23 protein-coding genes and 1 riboswitch are annotated in these 22,346 nt (G+C 35.6%); of the genes, 10 read left to right on the top strand and 13 right to left on the bottom strand.

Annotation, left to right across the window (positions count from 1 at the left end):
• Window positions 1-6: 6 nt before the first annotated feature.
• From ACQY29_RS07875 to cobU, 7 genes are all read right to left on the bottom strand, one after another.
• On the bottom strand, window positions 7-1,044 hold the full coding sequence (locus tag ACQY29_RS07875) for a YncE family protein (protein WP_428224672.1): 1,038 nt from the start codon (window positions 1,042-1,044) through the stop codon (window positions 7-9).
• Between the two features lie 3 nt (window positions 1,045-1,047).
• Window positions 1,048-2,895 carry a TonB-dependent receptor plug domain-containing protein gene (locus ACQY29_RS07870; RefSeq protein ID WP_428224671.1) on the bottom strand — a complete coding sequence of 616 codons (1,848 nt, stop codon included), beginning with the start codon at window positions 2,893-2,895 and terminating at the stop codon, window positions 1,048-1,050.
• A gap of 35 nt (window positions 2,896-2,930) precedes the next feature.
• Window positions 2,931-3,245: riboswitch (cobalamin riboswitch) on the bottom strand.
• Between the two features lie 158 nt (window positions 3,246-3,403).
• Complete coding sequence (gene cobC / locus ACQY29_RS07865) at window positions 3,404-3,931, bottom strand: alpha-ribazole phosphatase (protein WP_428224670.1); 528 nt, start codon at window positions 3,929-3,931, stop codon at window positions 3,404-3,406.
• Window positions 3,916-4,719, bottom strand: a complete 804-nt coding sequence (locus tag ACQY29_RS07860) for an adenosylcobinamide-GDP ribazoletransferase (protein WP_428224669.1) — start codon at window positions 4,717-4,719, stop codon at window positions 3,916-3,918. The genes cobC and ACQY29_RS07860 overlap by 16 nt, the downstream gene beginning before the upstream one ends.
• A 239-nt stretch (window positions 4,720-4,958) precedes the next feature.
• On the bottom strand, window positions 4,959-5,969 hold the full coding sequence (gene cobT, locus ACQY29_RS07855) for a nicotinate-nucleotide--dimethylbenzimidazole phosphoribosyltransferase (protein WP_428225893.1): 1,011 nt from the start codon (window positions 5,967-5,969) through the stop codon (window positions 4,959-4,961).
• 115 nt (window positions 5,970-6,084) lie between these two features.
• A complete protein-coding gene (locus ACQY29_RS07850) occupies window positions 6,085-6,732 on the bottom strand; it encodes a diphthine--ammonia ligase (RefSeq protein ID WP_428224668.1) in 648 nt (215 codons plus the stop codon).
• Between the two features lie 3 nt (window positions 6,733-6,735).
• A complete protein-coding gene (gene cobU, locus ACQY29_RS07845; RefSeq protein WP_428224667.1) occupies window positions 6,736-7,245 on the bottom strand; it encodes a bifunctional adenosylcobinamide kinase/adenosylcobinamide-phosphate guanylyltransferase in 510 nt (169 codons plus the stop codon).
• Window positions 7,246-7,535: 290 nt separating this feature from the next.
• On the opposite strand from cobU, the gene ACQY29_RS07840 reads away from it, so the two are divergent.
• The 4 genes from ACQY29_RS07840 (at window position 7,536) to ACQY29_RS07825 (ending at window position 11,593) form a co-directional block, all read left to right on the top strand.
• Window positions 7,536-8,678 carry an ABC transporter substrate-binding protein gene (locus tag ACQY29_RS07840; protein ID WP_428224666.1) on the top strand — a complete coding sequence of 381 codons (1,143 nt, stop codon included), beginning with the start codon at window positions 7,536-7,538 and terminating at the stop codon, window positions 8,676-8,678.
• Window positions 8,679-9,007: 329 nt separating this feature from the next.
• Window positions 9,008-10,015 carry an iron chelate uptake ABC transporter family permease subunit gene (locus ACQY29_RS07835; protein WP_428224665.1) on the top strand — a complete coding sequence of 336 codons (1,008 nt, stop codon included), beginning with the start codon at window positions 9,008-9,010 and terminating at the stop codon, window positions 10,013-10,015.
• Between the two features lie 12 nt (window positions 10,016-10,027).
• Window positions 10,028-10,798, top strand: coding sequence for an ABC transporter ATP-binding protein (locus ACQY29_RS07830; protein WP_428224664.1), 771 nt, complete (start codon window positions 10,028-10,030; stop codon window positions 10,796-10,798).
• Between the two features lie 33 nt (window positions 10,799-10,831).
• Window positions 10,832-11,593 (top strand): dienelactone hydrolase family protein, encoded by a 762-nt coding sequence (locus ACQY29_RS07825; RefSeq protein WP_428224663.1) that lies wholly within the window; start codon window positions 10,832-10,834, stop codon window positions 11,591-11,593.
• 6 nt (window positions 11,594-11,599) lie between these two features.
• Here ACQY29_RS07825 and ACQY29_RS07820 read toward each other — a convergent pair whose 3' ends face one another.
• From ACQY29_RS07820 to ACQY29_RS07810, 3 genes are read right to left on the bottom strand one after another with little or no spacing between them, the layout of a single operon-like run.
• Window positions 11,600-12,562 (bottom strand): acyltransferase family protein, encoded by a 963-nt coding sequence (locus ACQY29_RS07820; RefSeq protein WP_428224662.1) that lies wholly within the window; start codon window positions 12,560-12,562, stop codon window positions 11,600-11,602.
• Between the two features lie 3 nt (window positions 12,563-12,565).
• Window positions 12,566-13,039, bottom strand: a complete 474-nt coding sequence (locus ACQY29_RS07815) for a hypothetical protein (protein WP_428224661.1) — start codon at window positions 13,037-13,039, stop codon at window positions 12,566-12,568.
• A 1-nt stretch (window position 13,040) separates the two neighbouring features.
• Window positions 13,041-13,616, bottom strand: coding sequence for a pseudouridine synthase (locus ACQY29_RS07810; RefSeq protein WP_428224660.1), 576 nt, complete (start codon window positions 13,614-13,616; stop codon window positions 13,041-13,043).
• A gap of 252 nt (window positions 13,617-13,868) precedes the next feature.
• Between ACQY29_RS07810 and rmuC the strand changes: the two genes are divergently transcribed.
• The 3 genes from rmuC to ACQY29_RS07795 all read left to right on the top strand — a co-directional run bounded on the left by rmuC (window position 13,869) and on the right by ACQY29_RS07795 (window position 16,375).
• The gene (gene rmuC, locus ACQY29_RS07805; protein ID WP_428224659.1) at window positions 13,869-15,242 is read left to right on the top strand and encodes a DNA recombination protein RmuC; all 1,374 of its coding nucleotides are present in this window, start codon (window positions 13,869-13,871) and stop codon (window positions 15,240-15,242) included.
• Window positions 15,243-15,252: 10 nt separating this feature from the next.
• On the top strand, window positions 15,253-15,621 hold the full coding sequence (locus tag ACQY29_RS07800; RefSeq protein WP_428224658.1) for a 6-phosphogluconate dehydrogenase: 369 nt from the start codon (window positions 15,253-15,255) through the stop codon (window positions 15,619-15,621).
• 196 nt (window positions 15,622-15,817) lie between these two features.
• Window positions 15,818-16,375: an acyl-CoA thioesterase gene (locus ACQY29_RS07795; RefSeq protein WP_428225892.1), complete on the top strand. Its 558-nt coding sequence runs from the start codon at window positions 15,818-15,820 to the stop codon at window positions 16,373-16,375.
• Here the strand turns inward: ACQY29_RS07795 and ACQY29_RS07790 are convergent.
• Window positions 16,362-17,210, bottom strand: a complete 849-nt coding sequence (locus ACQY29_RS07790; protein ID WP_428224657.1) for a DUF5777 family beta-barrel protein — start codon at window positions 17,208-17,210, stop codon at window positions 16,362-16,364. The genes ACQY29_RS07795 and ACQY29_RS07790 overlap by 14 nt on opposite strands.
• 113 nt (window positions 17,211-17,323) lie before the next feature.
• Here ACQY29_RS07790 and ACQY29_RS07785 point away from each other — a divergent pair, with 113 nt between their 5' ends.
• Both ACQY29_RS07785 and ACQY29_RS07780 read left to right on the top strand, forming a co-directional pair.
• Window positions 17,324-17,695 carry a hypothetical protein gene (locus ACQY29_RS07785; protein WP_428224656.1) on the top strand — a complete coding sequence of 124 codons (372 nt, stop codon included), beginning with the start codon at window positions 17,324-17,326 and terminating at the stop codon, window positions 17,693-17,695.
• Window positions 17,695-18,237, top strand: a complete 543-nt coding sequence (locus ACQY29_RS07780) for a YceI family protein (protein WP_428224655.1) — start codon at window positions 17,695-17,697, stop codon at window positions 18,235-18,237. The genes ACQY29_RS07785 and ACQY29_RS07780 overlap by 1 nt, the downstream gene beginning before the upstream one ends.
• A 6-nt stretch (window positions 18,238-18,243) precedes the next feature.
• Here ACQY29_RS07780 and ACQY29_RS07775 read toward each other — a convergent pair whose 3' ends face one another.
• On the bottom strand, window positions 18,244-19,200 hold the full coding sequence (locus tag ACQY29_RS07775) for an ion channel (protein ID WP_428224654.1): 957 nt from the start codon (window positions 19,198-19,200) through the stop codon (window positions 18,244-18,246).
• A gap of 52 nt (window positions 19,201-19,252) precedes the next feature.
• Between ACQY29_RS07775 and nhaA the strand changes: the two genes are divergently transcribed.
• Window positions 19,253-20,398 carry a Na+/H+ antiporter NhaA gene (nhaA, locus tag ACQY29_RS07770; RefSeq protein ID WP_428224653.1) on the top strand — a complete coding sequence of 382 codons (1,146 nt, stop codon included), beginning with the start codon at window positions 19,253-19,255 and terminating at the stop codon, window positions 20,396-20,398.
• A gap of 17 nt (window positions 20,399-20,415) precedes the next feature.
• Here nhaA and ACQY29_RS07765 read toward each other — a convergent pair whose 3' ends face one another.
• Window positions 20,416-22,233 carry a chloride channel protein gene (locus ACQY29_RS07765; protein ID WP_428224652.1) on the bottom strand — a complete coding sequence of 606 codons (1,818 nt, stop codon included), beginning with the start codon at window positions 22,231-22,233 and terminating at the stop codon, window positions 20,416-20,418.
• Between the last annotated feature and the right edge of the window lie 113 nt (window positions 22,234-22,346).

Raw genomic sequence — 22,346 nt, 5'->3', positions numbered from 1 at the left:
TACCTATTAATAAAATCCATTTGGTCCAATTCCTGTACCAATTTCTTTTATTAGGTTACCTGAAGTAGAGTACACAAAAATTTTACCTTCAGAGGCAAAATCACCTCCATCAGCAATAAAAATATTTCCTCCAACTACTTTAAAACCATAAGCTGCACCATATTGTGAAGTTGAAGTATAGTTGAAAATTTCTTTTGTATCAACCGATCTATTTACAATATTACCTCTAAAAGCTTTAGTTCCCACAGTAAAGAAAAAAGCATCTCCTTCGATATCTAAGTTCTTTGCTCCAGCGAAATCTTTTCCTAAAACAGTAGTTGTTAATTGATTGTTAGAAAGATTCACACTAACTAAACCATTGTCATTTAACATATACAATATACCGTTTTTAATTTCCATTGAATTTGTTCCTGATCCAATTTCTAAAGATTTATCAACAGAATTATCTTTCAAATCAACTATAACCAGTTTAGTACTATTATAAGGTTCAGTAATATATAATGTATTATTATATGCTAAAATTCGATCAGCAGTGATCCCTAAATCAATTTTCTTTTCAACACTATTAGTTGTTGTATTTATTACAGCTACATAGTCATCAGTATTACCAGTTGCTGGATTTGCATACGAGTAAGTATTTGCATTTGTAACGTAAGCTTTATCCCCAACAACTACCCCATAACGAGGTGCCACAAAATCTTTAGTTATTTTAGTTTTAGTCTTAAAAGTGTTTTTATCTACTACTACCACTTGATTTGAACCTCCAGCAACGATATAAGCAGTATTAGCATTATAAAAAATATTTTGAGCATATTTACCAATTACATCTCCGTTATTTTCTGCTCCATAAATATCTTTTTTTATTGTTCCTAAATCATTCGAAATATAAGTCACAGTTCCTGACTTATTTCCGCCTTCATTCAATACTAAAAAACCATTTTCATAAGCTCCTAAACTTACGTTTTCTACAGTTTCATCTTTAGTACAACTCACAATTGACAATGCTGAGAACAATGCTACAGCACTTAATTTGAATAATTTCATCTTTTAAAATTTAAAGGTTATTTGAAAATTATAATTTCTACCAGGCATAGGCTTATCTATACTGGTATATTTTGCGTCCAACAAATTATTTACAATAGCTTTTAAGTAAACTTTTCTTTTATAAAAACCATATTCTATTCCTGAGTTCGTTAACCAATAGGGCTTAATAATGTATTCTTCATTATTATCTGAGGTTGTATATACTTTGCCTGTATAATTATTTTGAACAAAAACAGCTAACGATTTATACCAATAACTAACATTAATAAAACTTCTATAATAAGGTGTATAAAACAATTGTTTATTTGTTTCTTGATTAACAGAAGCTGTATAAGAAAGTCCTGTTTTCAAATCGATCAAATGTTCATTATTCCATTTTATTGTTGCATTGGCAAACAACTCACCGCCGTAGACTTTAACTTTATCAACATTCATCGGACGCCATACATCTGAAGTTGTAGGAATCCAACGTATCATCTGAGTTATGTCGTTATAAAACTCTGTCAATCCTACTTTAAAAAATTTAAATTGTACTTCTTGACTCAACTCGCCTTGAATAGCTGTTTCAGGTTTTAAATCAGGATTACCTTGTCCATCCCAATACAAGTCATTAAAAGTGGGTATTCTGAAATTTTTAGACCCACTTGCTTTTAAAGCAAATTTCTTCAATGTTAACACACTTCCTAAAGAAAACAACAAGGGACTCTCAAAATTTGCTGTTATTTCTTTTCGTAATCCACCTTCAATTAACCAATTTCTAAAAATATTTTGCTGGAAAGAAATTGACTCTGAGATTGTCTGACGCCTATTATCGCCAAAACTCCCACCAAAACCATGGGTTGAATTCCATTCCGAAACGGAATATATTTTAGTTTTTTTAAATTGATAATTCAAATTAAGTCTTCCTAAAAAAGTATTAGCTTCACCAAAACTAAATTGATCCTTTTTTTCTAATTCTGGAAAATATTGATAACGCTCGGAGAGATAGGCTATTTTAGGGTTTATAACAAATTTACCCGTAGTTAAACTATAATCTAGTAAATTCCTACTGTAATTGATTATATATTTCGCATGTGGATCTGACTCAGTAGTTAATGCCAAATTCCGATCATTGAAAGCACTTTGAGAAAATAACCTAATATTACTTTTAGGACTAATTTTATGACCAAAACTCAGATTAATTTCCGACAATTGATATTGGGCATTCAAATTATAACGTTGCTTACCTTGCCAATCATATTTGTCTTTATAAGCGTATTTGTTATAGGATTGAAAATGTGAAAATCCAACATTAAAAGATGTCTTTACCCCCGGAACCGATGCTGAAAATTTCCCACTGTAAGTATCAAAAGATCCCGCAGATAAACCAATTTCATATCGATTCTTTCCACCATAAACAAGCTGATTATTCAAATGCACCGTACCTCCTATTGCTCCACTCCCATACAATACACTTCCTCCACCAGCCTTTACCTCAACATTTTGAATACCATTTAAAGAAATAGTATTAAAATCGGTACTTCCGTTTAATTGTGAATTAATATTAATTCCGTTCCATAATACAGCAGTCTGCGAAGCTGTTGTACCTCTAAAAGATACGGTTGAAAGCATTCCTTGTCCGTATTCTTTAAAGTATAGCAAAGTGTTGTTTTTTAGCAAATCACTCAATATAGGTTGATGCTGATTAATTATTGAGTCATTAAACTTTTGCTGTTGATTAACTTTAAGACTAGAATTATGATTCGTTGCAATTACAACTTCTTTTAGAGAAATAGATGTGTTTTTTTGCGACCATGAACTTTGCCCACAAAAAATAATAAAACAGATAAATAGATAACTTTTTAAACGCATAGCTGTTGTGAATCCTAGCTCCCGAAGATTCCAATTAAATTAATACTACAATGGCAGGTCTCCTGGCTTGCGTCTTGTAATTGGCCTTCCCATTTAAATTTTAGACTTTTGATTTTTGATATTCGATTTGAAATCGACATTCTAAAATCTACACTCTAATTTTCTAAAACAGTGGCAGTAGATAATTACAAGCTAGATAGCTTACAGTTGCGGGTACAGCTCAGGCTTATGATTTTAGTTTGATGACTTTAGCTATTAGAACGTTAATTTCTAAATCCAATAAAATCCCTGATTCCCTTTTAAGCATTGTTCCTTAAAAGAAACAACACACCATAAATTTGAGTGCAAAAATAAGCAGAATTAAAGAAAATGCAAACAAATACACATTATTAACAAATACCCTCAATAAAACACACTAAATTCACAACGAAAACAAAAAATCAACAACACAACCCACACAACACTGAGTCGGTCACAAAATTCATATAAGTAAATAAATCCTATATTTTTAAAAGGAATACGTTATTACTTCTCCAAAATCAACTTTAAGTGTAAAGGCATCTTGAAGGGGAAGTTGGGTAAAATGACAATTCAAACTTCTAATCACACCCGCATGCGTAAAGATAACGATAGGTATATCACTATGCTGCAAACGAATTTCATTCCAAAATGCCACGACTCTATCGTATAAAATTTCAAAAGATTCTCCTTGCGGGACTGGCACTTTTACAAAATCTTCCATCCATGGATTTAACTCATTTTCAGGAATGCTACTCCATGCTTGTAATTCCCATGAGCCAAAATTCATTTCCATCAAACGAGGTTCTAAAATCAGGGTATCATCAGGATAACAATACGTGGCTAATTGTGTACAACGAATTAATGGACTACTAAAAACAATGGCTTTTTCAGGGAGTTGCTTCTTTATAGTTATAAAATTTGGTTCAAAATCTGACATCAATGCCACATCACTTTGTCCGTAGCAAATTCCTTTTTCACAAACGGTTTCGGTATGACGTACTAAATAAACTTGCATACCGACAAAATTGTTAATAACGTAGCTACTTCGCTCACTTGTTCTAAAGCCCCTAAACAATCACCGGTATAACCGCCTATCCATTTGGTAAAAAAACGTCCCATATAAGCACGTACCACAAACAACACAGGTACTACCAATAGAAAAAATGGCGTATAGAAAAAACTAAATAACAATAAAGGAACTAAACCAAAGAACAAAGCGCCCGCTACTTCCACCCAACTATACGCTTTAGCAATGGGTTTGCTTTTGCTCAATTCGTCCTCGCGTACATAAGGCAAGGTGAAAGACAAGGAAATCGCATTGCATCGGCTCACGCTGTGATAGACTAAAAACAGCAGCATGACAAAAAGAATTTTATTTTCAAAAGCAAAAGGAATACGATTGATGATTTCAAAAATCACTAAAAACTTACACAGCAACAACAAAACAACACCTATGGCTCCGTAAGCTCCAATAGCGCTGTCTTTCATGATTTTCAAAATTTTCTCTTTCGTCCATCCGCCACCAAAACCATCACAAACATCTGCAAAACCATCTTCATGAAAAGCTCCCGTTGTCAAAATTCCAGCAATCAAACTACAAACAACCGCTATGAAAGGCGTAAACAAATAATTAGCTCCCAAAAACACAAGCCCAGAAACTGCACCTACTAGCCAACCTATCAACGGAAAATAACGCGTTGCTTTATTCAAATATGTAGGGTCATGATTGATGTGTTTTGGACACGGAATACGGGTATAAAACATCATCGCCGTAAAAAATATGTCTAGTTGTTTTTTTATCATTTTTGTGATTCGTTATCGGTTATCAGTTATCGGTTATCAGTTATCGGTTATCAGTTATCGGTTATCAGTTATCAGTTATCAGTTGTCGGGTATGAGTTAGGAGTTAGGAGTTATGAGCCTTTTGAATTCCTAGAGAAGATTATACAGTCAAAATTCTATTTTCTATTCTCTTTTATCTATTCTCTTTTATCTATTCTCTTTTATCTATTCTCTTTTATCTATTCTCTAAGTTCTAAATTCTACTTCTCGCTCACTCCAGCTTCTTCAAAGCTTGCCATTTCATTCAGGAAAGCCACGGCACTTTTAATAAGAGGAAAAGCTAAGGCTACGCCTGTTCCTTCACCTAAACGCAAACCTAAATCTAAAACAGCTTTTACTTCCAATTGATTCAGTATCGCTTTATGTGCTTTTTCTTGCGAACAATGACAAAAAATAGCCTGCTGTTTGATTTGTGGTTGGTAATGTTGCGCTACTAAAAATGCTACCGAGCTAATAAAACCGTCAACTAAAATTAACATTTTGTTTTCAAAAGCTTTCAGCATCCCTCCAGCCATTTGAAAAATTTCAAAACCTCCAAAATAAGCCAACCTAGCTTCTATAGTATCTTCACCTTTGTAACTATTTACGGCTTCTTTTAATATAGCTATTTTTCGTTCCAAAGCTTCGTGAACTACCCCAGTACCACTCCCCACACAAGCTTCGATAGGAATTCCTGTTAGAATACTCATCAATACCGATGAAGTAGCGGTATTTCCTATTCCCATTTCACCAAAACCAACACAATTAGACCCCTCCTCAAAAATTTGTTGCACCACAGCTCCTCCTTTTTCAAAACACGATTTCATTTGTGAGGGTGTCATCGCAGGTCCTTTTAAAAAAGACTGAGTTCCATACGCCTCTTTTTGATGTAGAATAGGCAAATTAGAATCGAAATCAAAATTCACTCCCGCATCAATGACTTTCAATGCCAATCCATTTTGACGAGAAAAAACGTTAATAGCAGCACCTCCATTCACAAAATTCAACACCATTTGTGGCGTCACCTCAGCTGGATAAGCGCTAACGCCTTCCTTAGCTATTCCATGGTCACCCGCAAAAACCAACATGTGCGGCATTTTGATTTCAGGCGTTAACGTGGTAAACATTTTTCCAATTTGAAGCGCTATTTCTTCTAATTGTCCCAAAGCGCCTAATGGTTTTGTTTTGGTATCTATTTTATGTTGTAATTGCTGAACTAAATCCATTTTTATTTTTTTAATGTAAAGAACCTTTTTCTAAATTCTAAATTCTAATTTCTGACTTCTGATTACTGACCACTGATTACTGACCACTGATTACTGACCACTGATTACTGGATTCTGACCACTAATCCTCCTCCCACACCAAAAAGCAATAGTCTTGATATACTTCTTTTCGATAGTTAGGCAATTGAATAGGCTGGGCAAACAAAGGACAATCGACCACAACGGTATGAAACTCACCATTTTCGCCACAAGGGTCTACCCCTAGAGCCACTAAAGCTTCTATAACCGATGTATCAAGTGTTTTTCCTAAAAAATCAACGCCCATCAAGGTATTACAAGACACGATAACACACTGCATCCCTTCGCCCAGCATGGCATGAACTAACGTCAATCGATTATGTTGCCAAAGTGGTAAAACAGCTTGCAATTGTGCTTGTTCACACACTTTTTCCTCCCATTCACGATGCGGAGCTAAATCAATATCACCAAAAACAACCGCTTCCACCGCATACGTTTGTTTGATATCCTGCAACGCCTGAATGTATTTTGATTCATAAGCATTCCAAGTGGCTGGAATACCCACCAGAGGCACGCCTATTTGTTGGGCTTGTTGTGCTAAAATAGACGTTGTTAACCCATGCGAACGCGAAACCCTTCCATTTTCATTCATCATATTCAACAATACTGTGGGCTGAATTCCTTGTTTGAGGGCTTGCATGGCTGCATAACAACTGTCTTTACCACCACTCCAGGACAAAACTGCTTTCATGAATTACCCTTTAATCGTTACTGGAATCCCCGAAACCATCAAAATCACTTTATCTGCTTTTTTAGCTATAAACTGATTCATCCAACCTTGCAATTCGGTAAATTTTCTACCAACTTCAGTATGCGCATGAACGCCCATCCCAATTTCGTTAGTGATTATGATTATAGTTGCATTTTCTTGTAATACCAACTGTTCAATTTCAGCTTTGGCTTGTTGCAAACATAATTCAATATCATTTTTAGTATCTACAAAATAGTTAGTTAACCAAAGAGTCACACAGTCAATCATCGCAACTTTACCGCTAAAATCAATACGACTCAATTGCTTTTCTTCTTCAATATTCGTCCAACGTTCATCACGCTCGCTTTGATGCCGGTCGATACGCTTTTGAAAATCACCATCCCACTTGCGTGCCGTTGCCACATACATAGGTTGGTCACTCAAACTTATGGCTAATTCTTGCGCATACGAACTTTTACCCGAACGCTCCCCTCCTGTAATAAGATATAACATTTGATTATTTTTGAGTGTAAAGATATTTATTTGTAAGTAAAAAGTGATTAGTGAATGGTAAATAGTAACAGTAATTAGTATTCAGTAATCAGTAATCAGTGGTCAGTAGTCAGTAAATAGTGAATGGTGAATGGTGAATAGTAAAAAGTAAATAGTTATAACCCCGGATTTAAGTCTTTAAGGTGTATATTTTCAAATTTTTAAATCTTCAAATCATTTAATCTAAAATTCTAATAATCTTCCAATCCTTTTATCTTTGCATTCAATCAAAACAAACAATCATATATCTCATGATGCCAAAAATAATACGCACGCTAGTTTGGATAAGTCTACTGACCTTAAGTATCCAATGCAAAAAAAATGATACGAACTCAGACAATGTAAGTCAAACTTCATCAACCATAACTGATGCCACGGGGTTTACGCTTCAAGAATACGACAATTATACCGTGGTAAAAGTACTTACGCCTTGGCCTAATGCGCAAAAACCGCTTACCTATGTATTAGCAAAGGCGCATGCGACCATTGCTGATAGTTTGGCTTCTTACCCTAAAATTGAAGTTCCTTTAAAAGAGGTCGTGGTTACATCAACCACCAACATTCCTTTTATGGAAATTCTAGGGGTGGAAAACAAAATCACAGGTTTTCCGCATACAGATTACATTTCGTCTCCTAAAACTAGAAAACGCATAGATACTGGAAAAATTAAAAATTTGGGTGAAAACGAAAAAATTGATTTAGAAAAACTAATTGATTTAGCCCCTCAAGCTTTGATTTCATTTGGAGTGGATGGTACCAATCCTACTTTAACCCAAATTGAAAAAATGGGCATACCTGTTTTAATTCAAGCCGATTGGATGGAACAAACACCGCTGGGAAAAGCCGAATGGATAAAATTCTTCGGTGCTTTATTTGGCAAGGAAAAAGAAGCAAAATCCTATTTTGACCAAGTGAAAAAAAATTATCAAGAGGCGATTCAATTAGTTCAAAACCTAAAAACAAAACCTACCGTTATGTACGGAACGATGTATCAAGACCAATGGTATATGGCAAAAGGCGAAAGCTGGATAGCTCGTTTTATAGCCGATGCGAAAGGGGATTATCTTTGGAAACATTTAAAAGGGGTGGGAAGCGCCCCCTTGACGTTTGAGCAAGTATTTGACAAAGGACAAAATGCTTCCATCTGGATTGCAACAGGGACAGAAACCAACTGGGTGAATTTTGGCAAATCAAACCCGCATTATACACAGTTTAAAGCTTATAAAAATAAAAAAGTATATACCTTTGAAGGTCAAAAAGGCGCAACGGGTGGCACTCTCTTTTTTGAATGTTCTCCAAGCCAACCCGATAAGGTCTTAAAAGATTACATTAAGATTTTTCATCCCGAAGTATTAAAAGAGTACACTTTTACTTTCGCTACCCCTATTCAATAGATATACTGTAGAAAAAAAAAAAAAAATCAACTATTATTAAAACACAAAACGTATCAAGAATAAACACGCTTGATACGTTTTTTTTTATTTCATTACAAAAATCGAACGGACGGTAACTACAAAATCGGGAGTATCGTTTGCTTGAGTGCAAAGCGTATCGAGAGCTAAAAAAATTTAACCGATTGAATAGGAAAACTCATTTAAAAACAAAATCCAAAGTTAAAGTGGTATTACTTAAACAATATCTCTTCTTAGAAATCCAAACAAAGCACCTTATAATGCTCTGTTTTCCTTATTTTTGATGCCTATTATTAGCGATTGAAATAAAATTGAAAAACAAAACACGCATAACAGGCATTATCCTTTTAGGAATTATCCTATTTTTTATGGATTTATGTTTGGGTTCAGTACACATCCCTTTTAAAGAAAGCATTTCTATATTAACTGGAAATGGCGCTACCAAATCGACTTGGGAATACATCATCCTCAATTTTCGATTACCCAAAGCATTGATGGCAATAGTAGTTGGTATGGCATTACCTGTTTGTGGGTTATTAATGCAAACACTATTTCGCAATCCCTTAGCAGGTCCTTATGTATTAGGACTGAGTTCAGGGTCTAGCCTCATGGTGGCATTAGTAATTATGGGCAGTAGTTTCCTTCCTAGTTTTTTGATTCCCATTTTCACCTCATCGTATGGACTAGTCATTGCGTCCAGTTTGGGTTCTTTTGTGGTTCTTTTAGCCATTATGCTTACCGCTCAAAAGGTAAAAAACACCATGTCCATTTTAGTCATTGGTTTGATGTTTAGCAATTTCACCGCATCGATGATTACCATTTTAAGTTACTTCTCTACCGCTGACCAATTGCAAAAATTCACTTTTTGGTCCATGGGCAATTTAGGAAGTGTGGCATGGCATAACCTTTGGTTAATTTTAGTCATCGTTGCAAGCTTATTATTGGTAACCTTAAGTTTATTGAAAAATTTAGACGCACTTTTATTGGGTGAAAATTATGCGCGTAGCATGGGCGTTCCTTACCAAAAGACTCAAAATTACAGCATCATTATTACGAGTATACTAACAGGAACGATAACGGCTTTTGTGGGACCTATTGCCTTTATTGGTTTAGCTATTCCCCACATGGCAAGAATTATTTTTCAAGGGAGCCAACATTTGTATTTGTTTACCACGACCCTACTTACTGGTATCTGTGTGATGTTATTTTGTGATATTGTATCCCAAGGATTTGAAGTTGCTATTCCTATTAATGCGGTTACTTCATTAGTAGGTGCCCCCATTATCATTTGGTTATTAATCAAAAAACGAAATTACTAATCTAGGTGTTCTATGGTATTACAAACGCAAAACCTAAAGATAGGGTATATAAAAAATGGCGTCTCGCTTTCTATTCAAAAACAGATAAATTTATCGTTAGCTAAGGGAAAATTAGTCACTCTAATAGGCGCTAATGGAATTGGAAAATCAACGCTTTTACGTACGTTAACAGGAATTCAAAATCCCTTACAAGGCGAAGTGTTACTAAATAACAAGAATTTAGCAAGCTATTCCGCTTTGACATTAGCACAAAACCTCAGCGTGGTTTTAACCGAAAAATTACCCCCCAGTAACTTGTCCGTGTTTGAATTGGTTGCTTTAGGTCGTCAACCCTACACCAATTGGGTAGGTAAATTAACGCTGGAGGATATTGAAAAAATCAATTGGGCACTGGAACTCACCGAAATCAGTCATTTAAAAGACAAAAAACACTTTGAATTAAGCGATGGTCAATTGCAAAAAGCATTAGTTGCGCGTGCATTAGCCCAAGACACCCCCATCATTATTTTAGACGAGCCTACAACGCATTTGGATTTACACCATAAAGTTTCGTTATTTAAATTGCTAAAAAAATTAGCCCAAGAAACCCAAAAATGCATTCTTTTTTCAACCCATGATATTGATTTAGCCATTCAACTGAGTGATGAAATGCTCGTGATGAAAAAAGATTCCCTTCAGCAATCAGAACCCTGCCTGCTCATAGAAAATGGCACTTTTGACACCTTGTTTGAGGATGAAGATATTAGTTTTGATAAAGAAAAAGGGAAATTTGTGTTTAAGTAATTTTATGTATCTTTAAAAATCAAATCAAAAACAATGAAAACGATAACTACTTTAGTCCTTTTTATAACTTTTACCATGCAAGCACAACTAAAAACCATTAGCTATACCGATGAAAATCAAAAATTAGAAGGTCATTTGGCATTGCCTCAAAACGGTTTACCAAATAAAGCTGGAGTTTTAGTTTTACCTGCTTGGATGGGAGTCGATTACAATGCTAAAGAAAACGCAACCGAATTGGCCAAACTAGGCTATATTGCTTTTGTAGCGGATATTTATGGTCAGGACAAAAGACCTAAAGACACCAACGAAGCTGGAAAACAAGCAGGATATTTCAAAACAAATTACAAAGAGTACCAAAAAAGAATTCAACTAGCATTAGACCAATTGGTAAAAGCAGGAGCAAATCCAGATAAAATTGCTGTCATTGGATATTGTTTTGGAGGTACTGGCGCTATTGAAGCTGCCCGAAACAATCTGAACGTACAAGGAGTCGTTTCTTTTCATGGAGGATTAGGTCGTGATAAAGAAAGAACTATTGCACCTATCCAACCAAAGGTTCTCATTTTACATGGAGCCGATGACTTTTTTATTCCTGAAACCGATATAAAAGCATTTCAAGAAGAAATGCGTAAAGCAAATGCCGACTGGCAAATGGTTTATTACGCAGATGCTGTTCACGCTTTCACCCACAAAGATGCTGGGAATGACAAAAGCAAAGGGGTTGCCTACAATGAAAAAGCAGCCAAGCGCTCTTGGCAAGCCATGAAAGCTTTTTTTGATGAAATTTTGAAGTAATAACTGTTAATAAAAATAAGGCAAACGCTTATTCAATTGTTCTACCAACCACCAGAAGGCTATAGCCAACAAACATATCAGGGGATATTTCAGCAACCAATCGTAAAATCCTTTTTCTGGCAAAAAAGCATCCACCACCCGAATCGCATACGGATGGCATAGGTAAATGCCCAATGATAAAGTGCCGTTAATTTTGCCTTGAAACATATTGGGCGCTGTTTTCACACAATGAAAAGTCATCATGCTCAATAATGGCAATACCAGTAAAAAATCCATTGCCTTGACCTGATGCTTGAAATACCAAGCGACCTCAACCAATAAAATTACCCATAACGGAAAATACAAATGCTTTATTTTTTCAACGACTGTATTCCAATGTTCATAGAGCGTTCCAAGCAACAGCATGGGATAACCGAAGAAAAGGAAATTACGTGTCGTCCCTATATTTTCATAAAAAGTCAAAACCTTTGGAAAAGCATTACAAACGCCCGATTGAACTACTATTTGAAAAGCATAGCCCACAGCCAGCAACAAGAAACTCATTCCGAATTTTGCCTTAACTGCCCAATGTCTTGTCCAATACAGTAAGCCTACCGCCATGACTGTCGCCAACAAATACCATAAATGCCAATAGCCATACAGCATTTTTAGCAATAAGGCTTTTTTATTAAACCAACCTAAATGGTAATAATGCAACACATCAGGCAAATACAACAATTGCCATACTAGATAAATACTCAACAATCGTTGCATATAAGCTCCCAAATAAGCCGAATCTTCAAGTTTATGTCGCAGAAAAAATCCTGAAATCAAAAAGAAAGTGGGCACCGCAATACGCGTAATACCACTGGCGATTTCGTAAGATATCAAACCCACCACGCCTTCCACTTTGGAAACAGGAAAAATATGCAAAGCCACGACTAAAAAAGCCATGCTAATTTTAAGAATATCGAGATTGTTGTTGCGCATTAACTAAGATTTACTTCTATGTCTAAATATTTTTAAAACACTTACCAAAATATGTATATCAATTTCTATTTCACTTGAATTAATAACTACATAAGAATCAGTGCTTTTACAATAACAACTAAAGGAATAGATGGTGTAAGAATCTTCTGAACCCACATTTTTCTCTTGCGCCACTACTCTTTCATTTTCAATATTTTCCCATTTTACTATTTCTCTGTCTTTATACCTTACCCCCTCCAAATTGATAGTCAATTGAATTTCATCTATACCTTTCGAATAAACTTTAAATTTATAAAAAATAAATATACTAGATGCTGTAAGCATAAAACCTAAAAACACAGCTTCAAGCCAAAATGCAACTATAGAAGCAATTAATGTAACTATTGAAAAGAATACATAAGAATAAGATTCTAAAACAGATTTATAAAAATAAACTTCATCTTTTACATAACAATCATTCAAATCAAACACTCGCATCTTAACTCATATTAAAATCTTTAACCTCTCGCACTTCCCCAGCCCGCAACCCTTTCAAATCGATTGCTCCCACACGCACACGTACAAGGCGTAAAGTAGGAAATCCCACCGCTGCGGTCATTTTTCGCACTTGACGAAATTTCCCTTCCGTGAGTGTTATGGACAGCCAACTCGTCGGCCCATGACGCTCGTCACGTATGCGTCGTCCTTCACCTATATAATCGGGAAGCGTTTCTAAAATTCTAGCATCACAAGGTTTAGTGGTATAACGGACTCCCTTTACCCCAATTTCTACGCCACTTTTTAATTTTTCAATAGCTTCAGGCGTCACCACCCCATCCACTTGTGCATAGTATTCTTTTTCAACCGTTTTACTTCGTACTATTTCACTCATCATCCCATCGGTAGTGAGTAATAACAGACCTTCAGAATCCTCATCCAACCTACCTATTGCCATAGTTCCATCTGGAAAATCGTACAATTCTCCCAACTTTTTCTTGTTGCGCTTTTTCTCATAAATAAATTGGCTGATATAGCCGTGGGGCTTGTGAAGAAGGAAATGACGGTGCTTGTTCATGGCACAAAAATACAGTAAAAAGAATTTAGAATTTAGAATTTAGAAATCAGAATTTAGAATTGGGTATTTCAATACAAAAGCCATAAAATAAATTCTCTCTCATCTATTTTCTCTCATCTATTCTCTCTCATCTATTCTCTCCCATCTATTCTCTCCCATCTATTCTCTCCCATCTATTTTCTCCCATCTATTTTCTTCCATCTATTTTCTTCCATCTATTTTCTTTTATTATTTTTACAAATAAAAAATTCCATGTCAGAAACACTTATCGTACTAGCCACATTCCTCATTGCTTTAGCCATAGGTCTTTTCCTAGGCAAACTTCTATTCTCGGCGGGTTCCAAAACTGAAAAAATTCAGCTCGAAGAAAAAAACAAAGGATTATTCGCTCAAATCGAACAACTCAAACAAGCCTTTCAGTCCGAAAAAGAAAACCTGTTGCGTAATATCCAGCAGTTACAATCCGAGAAAGAAACCATTCGCAACGAAAAAGAAGCTTTTGCCATTCAACTTTCTAAAAAAGAAGTCGATTTTGACAACCTTTTAGAGCGTAACCGCGAACAAAAACAAGAAGTAGAACAACTTCAAGAAAAATTCACCAAAGAATTTGAAAATTTAGCCAATAAAATCCTTGAGGAAAAATCGACCAAATTTGCCGAACAAAACAAAGAAAATCTCAAAACCATACTGTCACCTCTACACGACAAAATCCAACATTTTGAAAAGAAAGTAGAAGACACCCACAAAGAAAGCATCGACTACCATGCTTCCCTGCGCCAACAAATCATTGGTTTACAAGAACTCAACACCCAAATGAGCAAGGAAACCCTCAACTTGACTAAAGCCCTAAAAGGCGACAGCAAAATGCAAGGAAACTGGGGCGAATTGGTATTGGAACGTGTTTTAGAAAAATCGGGCTTAGAAAAAGGTCGTGAATACGAAGTACAACAAAGCTTTACGAACGAAGAAGGCAATCGTGTGCAACCCGATGTAGTCATCAACCTACCCGATGGCAAGAAAATGATAGTCGATTCTAAAGTAACCTTAACGGCATACGAGCGCTATGTGAATGAAGAAGACGAAAACTTCAAACAACAATACCTCAAAGAGCACGTAACCGCCCTAAAACGCCATGTGGACCAGTTGAGCGAAAAAAACTATCAGGATGTTTACAAAATGGAAAGCCCTGATTTTGTATTACTCTTTGTCCCTATTGAGCCTGCTTTCGCTCTAGCCCTACAGGAAGATACCTCCTTGTACAACAAAGCCTTTGAACGCAACATTGTTATTGTGACTCCTTCAACGCTTTTGGCTACTTTACGCACTATTGATAGTATGTGGACCAACCAAAAACAACAAGAAAACGCTTACGAAATAGCGCGCCAAGCAGGTGCTTTGTACGATAAATTTGAAGGTTTTGTAACCGATTTAATCAAAATTGGCAAAAAAATGGACGAGGCCAAAACCGAGTATGCCGGCGCCATGAACAAGTTAGTCGAAGGCAAAGGAAACTTGGTAGTTAGCGTTGAAAAACTTAAAAAAATGGGAGCCAAAGCTAAAAAATCTTTGCCCGAAGCGGTAATTAATCGCGCCGAAACCAATGACAATCCAACTTTAATTCAATAAATAAACCCTTATGTTACGCAAATTTTTATTCATTTCCATAGGTGTACTTATTGCAGGAATCGCCTTATTTTTCACCTTTTTTTATTACGCCAACTATAGCGAAGGAAGTCGCACAGGCGAATTAATCAAGTTCAGCCACAAAGGCTATGTGTTCAAAACCTGGGAAGGCGAATTAAGCCAAGGACTCTCCGGTAACAAAATCTTTGCTTTTTCAATTTTAGATAAAGACGAAGCCACCATCCAAAAACTGCGTTCCCTAGAAGGCCGTTATGTCAAAGTAACCTATGTAGAACGCTACAAAACCTTTCCTTGGTGGGGCGACACTAAGTACTTTGTTACCGAAGTCAAAGAAGAAAAATCACCTATTTTTAGTAAATAATTCTAAGGGCGTTCCCTTTAGGTGGCATTAGGTTCTCATTCAAGCGAGCCACCCCTTTGCCACCTAAAGGTCGGGCTGTCCGCACTCGCTTTTTTGCTCGTAGGCTTTCGCAAAGCTCCAGCTACAAGCAAAAAGAGCTCAAACAAAGCTCCCATCCCTAACGCGGGGATTTCAGAAAAAACCTAATTTCAAACCCATCATGAGCAATTTCAAACCCGTATCCGCATCCAAAGTAGTCATTTCAGAACTGATGTTACCCTCGCACACTAATTTCAGTGGTAAAATTCACGGAGGCTATATCCTTTCCTTACTCGACCAAATTGCTTTTGCTTGTGCTTCTAAGTTTTCAGGGCATTACTGCGTGACTGCTTCTGTAGATACCGTCGATTTTTTAGCACCTATCGAAGTAGGCGAATTAGTCACGATGAAAGCATCGGTAAATTATGTGGGAAAAAGTTCCATGGTAATAGGCATACGTGTAGAAGCAGAAAACATCCAAACGGGTAAAGTAAAACATTGCAATTCCTCGTATTTCACCATGGTAGCTAAAGACGAAACCGGCCAACCCACACAAGTCCCAGGCTTAATTTTAGCCACAGATAACGACCTCCGTCGTTTTTACAATTGCATCAAAATGATAGCCAACAAAAAAGACAAGCAAAACCACGAAGAAACTTTTGATTACAAAAGCGAAGAGGCTCTTGCGAACCTCTCTAAATACAATGTTTCCTTGGATTTTACTAAAAAACCCTAACTAAATTAAATCCAAAACTAATTTCCCCTTTACCCCAATCACCGGCTGTTCTACCTAAATAGCCGGTATCATGCATCGCTGCGGAATTGGTAAAAAACATTTGAAAAATATGACCTCCTGTTTCTAAATCCACACCTACAGCTAATGGATTTTTAAACGATGATGCTTTGGCGCGATTCAAATGAGGAGCATAGTCCATATTCAACGAAAATCGTTTCCCTAGCTTATACCTACCTCCCATACCTAGTGCAAACTGAGCATTATTCTGAGTCGTTTCAACTACAAGATTTTCATAAAAAAAAGTAGGCGCCAGCTGTAAAGTTAATTTATCATTGAATTTTCGAGAAACTAACAATTGCGTATTATATGACAAGCGGTGCTGAAATTCCAAAAGGGGGTAATTTTCTTTTTTCATCGCCGAATTTATTGCTAACGAATTAAACCCAACTATTGTAACAGGAAATCCATCAACTAGCTGTTGTTTCAACTTATATTTTACACCAAATTCAAAGGTTTTCCCGTAAGTACTTCGAGAGGCATGAACTGTTATCCCGTTAGTCAGTCCATAAACAAATTTCAATTGCGTAGTTGCATTATCTAAACCAAAAAAGTTCTCCAACCCTTTATCCAAATAACCAAAACGATGCGCTACTACAAAATACATATCGCCTTTTGCAGCTAATTTAGTCGATTCTAGATTCACAATTTTTAACGATTTAAAAGCAGATTCCACAGCTACTTTTTGATTAGCATCTACTCCATTCAACAAATCATCTTGTCCAAAAAAAGCAGTAGGAATCGCTATAAAAATTCCAAACAAAAATTTCTTTAACATATTTTTACAAGTTTTAAAACAACATTTTATTTAAAATATTCGTAATTTTACTAACAGTTGTATAAACAAATATACCACTATATTAACACATTCCCAACCAAAAACCACATATCATGAAAAAAATTTGTTCGTTATTTTTACTAAGCCTTGTCATTTTAAGTTGCTCTAAAGACAGCGAGAGTAGTATTACCCCTACTCCCTCTACTCCCCCATCCACAGATGGCAAATCGCATTACTTGTCAGATGTAGCTCCTATTATCAGCAATCGATGCACAGGATGCCACGGTAACACCCCATCAAATGGAGCTCCTATGTCATTAACAACTTTAGACGCAGTTAAGGAAGCTATACAAAATAGAGGACTTATATCACGCATAAACCTTCCACAAGGTGATCCTGGAATGATGCCAAAAAATGGTACAAAACTATCACAATCTGATATTGATAAAATAACAAAATGGCAAACCGATGGCTTTTTAAACTAATGAAAACAATACTTATAACACTATTACTATTGACTACAAAAATATGTTATAGTCAAAACAAAACATTCACTAAAGAAGGGATAATAAGCTTTGAAGCCTCTGTCCCTTCTTTTGAAGAAGTAAAAGCAACCACTAACACAGGTATTTGCGCATTAAACCCTAAAACAGGGGATATAGCAGCTGTTATTCTGATTAAAAATTTCAAGTTCAAAAACAGTTTGATGCAAGAACATTTTAATGAAAATTATATGGAAAGTGACAGATATCCAAAAGGAGTATTTAAGGGAAAAATAGACAACTTTCAACCTGACTCATACAGCAATACCACTAAAATAACTATTAACGGAATCTTTGAAATACATGGCAAATCCAAAAACATGATTATTCCTGCAACGTTAAAAAAAGAGGGAAACAGCTATAGTATCAACGCTGAATTCATTTTAAAACCAGAAGATTTCAGCATAGAAATCCCTAGCATCGTGGGGTATAAAATAGCTAAAACTGTATCCATTACAAGCCATTTCAATCTTATATCTCAATAAATAACTTCACCCATTTACTCGCTCTATCTTATTCAGCTTGTCAATATGCAATATAGTTGAAGTAAGTGTATCATTATGTTCATACATCGTTTTGAATTTAGCTCCATATACAATCTCTTCAAAAGTATACGATGTACGTTTCACCACACTATTACTAAACATATCATCAAACGCTTTTAAAAAAACAAGGATTTCACCTTTTCGTGTTTTAAAATCTTCTTCGGTAAAACCGTACAAGGGACTATCTTCCGTTATAGGATGTACCAGCGTCCAACTTAAGGTCAATGAATTTACACGATCATATTCTAAATCTAACGGATAAAACCTGTTAACCCATTTCCCTTTTTCCTGCACCTGCAACCCTAAAGTAATTTGAGCTGTGGCATCAGTCAAGGTTGCATTTTTAAATGGCGCCACGCGCATCATTAATGCCATTCCCTCTTGAAAAGGAGCGATCACGGCATTGTGAGAAAATTTCAAATACGCTCTAGGCTTACTAAAACGTCCGTACAACAAACCTGTTGCCAAGGCAAAAGCTAACAATCCCATTAATGCCTCAAAGGAAGCAATGGCACTAGTCACAAAACCTTGAGGATTGATATGCCCGTAACCAACCGTAGTAAAAGTTTGGGCACTAAAAAAATAGGCCTGTCCAAATTTTTCAAGTTCCGTACTTGCAGTAATTCCGTTCAAATGTTCTACACCCACGAAATAATAAATACTCGCAAAAATAAAATTAATAAAAGCATAAACACTTAAAATTACAATATGAAATTTCCAAATAGGCAATTGCAACAGCGTATGAAACCAACTGATTTGATCAAACAAAGGGATTCCAGTTTTCACAACATTTGCTGCCCCTTCTTTAGTCACAAATCGACCGCCATAATTCTCAGGATTCGAACCAAACCCAGTATGCTCATCGGTCGTTAAACGCTTTCTTTTTTTTCCAAAAACAGCCATACACTCTTTATATTTTAAGTAAATTTACCAAATTTTCTTATAAATAGAATCTATGCGTGCAACCAAATTATTTACATCTTTTTTTGAAAGTGAAAAAGCCAGTGGCATTATTCTTTTACTCTGTACAGTATTTTCTATCCTGATTACAAATACATCCATAGGTGAAACTTACAGCCACTTCTGGCATACACAGTTAGGCTCTTTTTCATTGGAACATTTGATTAATGATGGCCTTATGACTATTTTCTTCTTGATGATAGGATTAGAATTAGAACGAGAAATTTACATTGGGGAGTTATCTAATTTACGAAATGCCATGCTCCCAGTCATGGGCGCTTTGGGAGGTATGCTTTTACCAGCCTTAATCTATTATTTTTTAAATCAAGGTACTCTTTATCAAAACGGCATCGGTATTCCTATGGCTACTGATATTGCTTTTGCCATTGGTATTTTATCTTTATTAGGCAATCGCGTGCCTGTGGTGTTAAAAGTTTTTCTGACTGCCCTAGCTGTAATTGATGATTTGGGCGCTATACTTGTTATTGCCTTATTTTATTCCAAAGACCTACACACGACCAACCTATTCATTGCCTTGGGAATTTTTGTCGTTTTATTAGCCATGAACCGATTGAAAGTCTATAAGCTATGGCCTTACCTACTATTAGGCGCACTGATGTGGTGGTTTATGTTACATTCTGGTGTACATGCTACGATTACAGGCGTACTTTTAGCCTTCGCTATTCCGTTTGAAAAGGGTGAAGAACAATCGATTTCCTATAAATTGGAACATTTTTTACACAAACCTGTTTCCTTCATTATTTTACCCATTTTTGCCTTAGCCAATACCGCTATTGCAATTAACTTCAAAACTTTAAGTAATGGGCTCCCTACTTATGCTTGGGGTATCCTTTTAGGATTAGTAGTAGGTAAACCTTTAGGGATTACTTTATTTTCTTGGTTGGCGGTAAAAGTTCGCTTGGCGAGATTAACTCACGGACTACAATGGAAATCTATTTTTGGTGCTGGGATTTTAGGCGGTATCGGGTTTACCATGTCTATTTTTGTCACGCTTTTAGCATTTTCCGATACAGAAATAATCAACAATGCTAAATTATATATCATTATCGCATCAGTATTGGCAGGGCTTTTCGGATTGCTTTATTTGAAAAGTATTTTAAAATTAAAGACCGAAGACTAAGTTTGATGACATCAAATTTAGTCAATCAACAAATTTTTGAAAACGTCACGATAACATTCTAAAATATCATGCTTAGACAAAACACCGTAAACCTTATTACTTTTCAAAACAATTAATTCATTTTGACCAATGCGCTCAAATTTATGCATCACTTCTTCGACCTCGTCCGTTAAAGTAATAGTTTCATAATTTTGAGAAATCAATTCGCTAACTTTGGTATATTTTGCTTGAAATGAATTAAAAATAACACTCTTTATTTCATCAAAGTACAATACTCCCATTACATTTTCTTTTTCATCTACAACTGGAAATATTTTTTGTTGGGATTGAATTACAATAGGAATCACATCTTCCATGGACATTTGTGGCTTCAAAACTTTAACAGGCGTTTGCACAATTTTATGGAGTTCTATACTTTGCAACACATTCCTATCTTTATCACTTGTAAAAACATCTCCAGAGTCTGCCAATGTTTTTACATCCATAGAATAAGGTTCAAAACGTTTAGAAACTGCAAAACTAACCGAGGAAACTATCATTAACGGAATCATCAAATCATAACCTCCAGTTATTTCACCAATCAAGAAAATAGCTGTCAAGGGAGCATGGAACAACCCACTCAATATACCCGCCATTCCTACAATGGTAAAATTAGTCACAGGCAAATTGGTCATACCTATTAAATTAAAAGTTTTTGAAACTAGAAAACCTAAATAGGAACCTACAAAAAGTGAAGGTGCAAAATTTCCACCATTACCCCCACTCCCCAGCGTAATTCCTGTTGCGACAGATTTTACAAAAACAATTAATCCCACAAAGAGTAACAAAACCCATTTTTCATTTTTGAATGATTCTAACAATGTATTTTCTAATAAGGATTCAGGATCTGCAGTTGACAAGGTTTTGATACTCTCATAACCTTCTCCAAATAATGTAGGGAATAAAAAAATTAAACCCGCTAATACTAAAGCTCCAAAAACAGCTCTTGCATAGACTCTTACAGAAAACATACTAAAATAGTGCTCTACTTTCCTAAAAGTTCTGGCGTGGTATATCGAAACCAATCCCGCTAAAATCCCAAGGAGTACATAATAGGGCGTATTTACAAAATTAAACGACTGTTCCTGTTCAAAACTCAAAATCACTTCGCCACTCAAAACAATTTTACTGACTAAAGCCCCAGTAGCCGCCGCAATCATGATAGGAATAAAGGCTGAAATAGAAATATCTGCTAAAATGACTTCAATGGTAAACAACACCCCTGCAATAGGCGCATTAAAAGCAGCACCTATACCTGCCGCTACACCACAAGCTAACAATAAGATTCTATTTTTTTTCGATAAAGCATAATTTTGCGCATAATTAGACCCAAAAGCCGCTCCAGTAATAACAATAGGACTTTCTAACCCCGCGGAACCTCCAAGCCCAACGGTTAAAGAACTGGTCATAATTTGAGCGTACATTTGCTTTCTAGGTACAACACCTCCCTTTTTTGCTATCGAATGTAAAATTTTAGCACTTCCCTTTTCAATATTCCCTCCTAAAAATCTTTTTATTACAAAAACAGTTAATAACAAACCAATTATAGGCAAAATACTATTTGGAAAAGGTAATTTTAGATATTTATTCAAATAATTAGCCCAAACAAAAACTTTGTGTGAAAATGTTTTTAGAAAAATTACTGCAAACGAAACAGATAAAGCAATCGCTACACTGGACAGATATATAAAATTCCGTTCAGACAAAACTTCTTTTGCTTTAAAAAAGAAGAATTCAAACTGAGCAAAAATAGTTCTAAAAAACAATTGAATTCTGGCAGAAATTCGTTTTGGCATAAATATGATTATATTTTGAATGTCCAAATATAACTATAAAACAAATTTATTAAACATAAGTGAACATCTTTCAAGAAAACCAATAATAGGAAACTGAATCTCTTTCAAATAAT

Source organism: Flavobacterium sp. (assembly GCF_965262375.1).
Classification (GTDB): domain Bacteria; phylum Bacteroidota; class Bacteroidia; order Flavobacteriales; family Flavobacteriaceae; genus Flavobacterium.
This window is presented reverse-complemented; position numbering and strand designations above follow the sequence as displayed.

Coding starts and splice junctions, on each gene's coding strand:
- ACQY29_RS07875 (WP_428224672.1), bottom strand. CDS start 1,044: ATGAAATTATTCAAATTAAGTGCTGTAGCATTGTTCTCAGCATTGTCA.
- ACQY29_RS07870 (WP_428224671.1), bottom strand. CDS start 2,895: ATGCGTTTAAAAAGTTATCTATTTATCTGTTTTATTATTTTTTGTGGG.
- cobC (WP_428224670.1), bottom strand. CDS start 3,931: ATGCAAGTTTATTTAGTACGTCATACCGAAACCGTTTGTGAAAAAGGA.
- ACQY29_RS07860 (WP_428224669.1), bottom strand. CDS start 4,719: ATGATAAAAAAACAACTAGACATATTTTTTACGGCGATGATGTTTTAT.
- ACQY29_RS07850 (WP_428224668.1), bottom strand. CDS start 6,732: ATGAAAGCAGTTTTGTCCTGGAGTGGTGGTAAAGACAGTTGTTATGCA.
- cobU (WP_428224667.1), bottom strand. CDS start 7,245: ATGTTATATCTTATTACAGGAGGGGAGCGTTCGGGTAAAAGTTCGTAT.
- ACQY29_RS07840 (WP_428224666.1), top strand. CDS start 7,536: ATGATGCCAAAAATAATACGCACGCTAGTTTGGATAAGTCTACTGACC.
- ACQY29_RS07830 (WP_428224664.1), top strand. CDS start 10,028: ATGGTATTACAAACGCAAAACCTAAAGATAGGGTATATAAAAAATGGC.
- ACQY29_RS07825 (WP_428224663.1), top strand. CDS start 10,832: ATGAAAACGATAACTACTTTAGTCCTTTTTATAACTTTTACCATGCAA.
- ACQY29_RS07820 (WP_428224662.1), bottom strand. CDS start 12,562: ATGCGCAACAACAATCTCGATATTCTTAAAATTAGCATGGCTTTTTTA.
- ACQY29_RS07815 (WP_428224661.1), bottom strand. CDS start 13,039: ATGCGAGTGTTTGATTTGAATGATTGTTATGTAAAAGATGAAGTTTAT.
- ACQY29_RS07810 (WP_428224660.1), bottom strand. CDS start 13,616: ATGAACAAGCACCGTCATTTCCTTCTTCACAAGCCCCACGGCTATATC.
- rmuC (WP_428224659.1), top strand. CDS start 13,869: ATGTCAGAAACACTTATCGTACTAGCCACATTCCTCATTGCTTTAGCC.
- ACQY29_RS07800 (WP_428224658.1), top strand. CDS start 15,253: ATGTTACGCAAATTTTTATTCATTTCCATAGGTGTACTTATTGCAGGA.
- ACQY29_RS07790 (WP_428224657.1), bottom strand. CDS start 17,210: ATGTTAAAGAAATTTTTGTTTGGAATTTTTATAGCGATTCCTACTGCT.
- ACQY29_RS07785 (WP_428224656.1), top strand. CDS start 17,324: ATGAAAAAAATTTGTTCGTTATTTTTACTAAGCCTTGTCATTTTAAGT.
- ACQY29_RS07780 (WP_428224655.1), top strand. CDS start 17,695: ATGAAAACAATACTTATAACACTATTACTATTGACTACAAAAATATGT.
- ACQY29_RS07775 (WP_428224654.1), bottom strand. CDS start 19,200: ATGGCTGTTTTTGGAAAAAAAAGAAAGCGTTTAACGACCGATGAGCAT.
- nhaA (WP_428224653.1), top strand. CDS start 19,253: ATGCGTGCAACCAAATTATTTACATCTTTTTTTGAAAGTGAAAAAGCC.
- ACQY29_RS07765 (WP_428224652.1), bottom strand. CDS start 22,233: ATGCCAAAACGAATTTCTGCCAGAATTCAATTGTTTTTTAGAACTATT.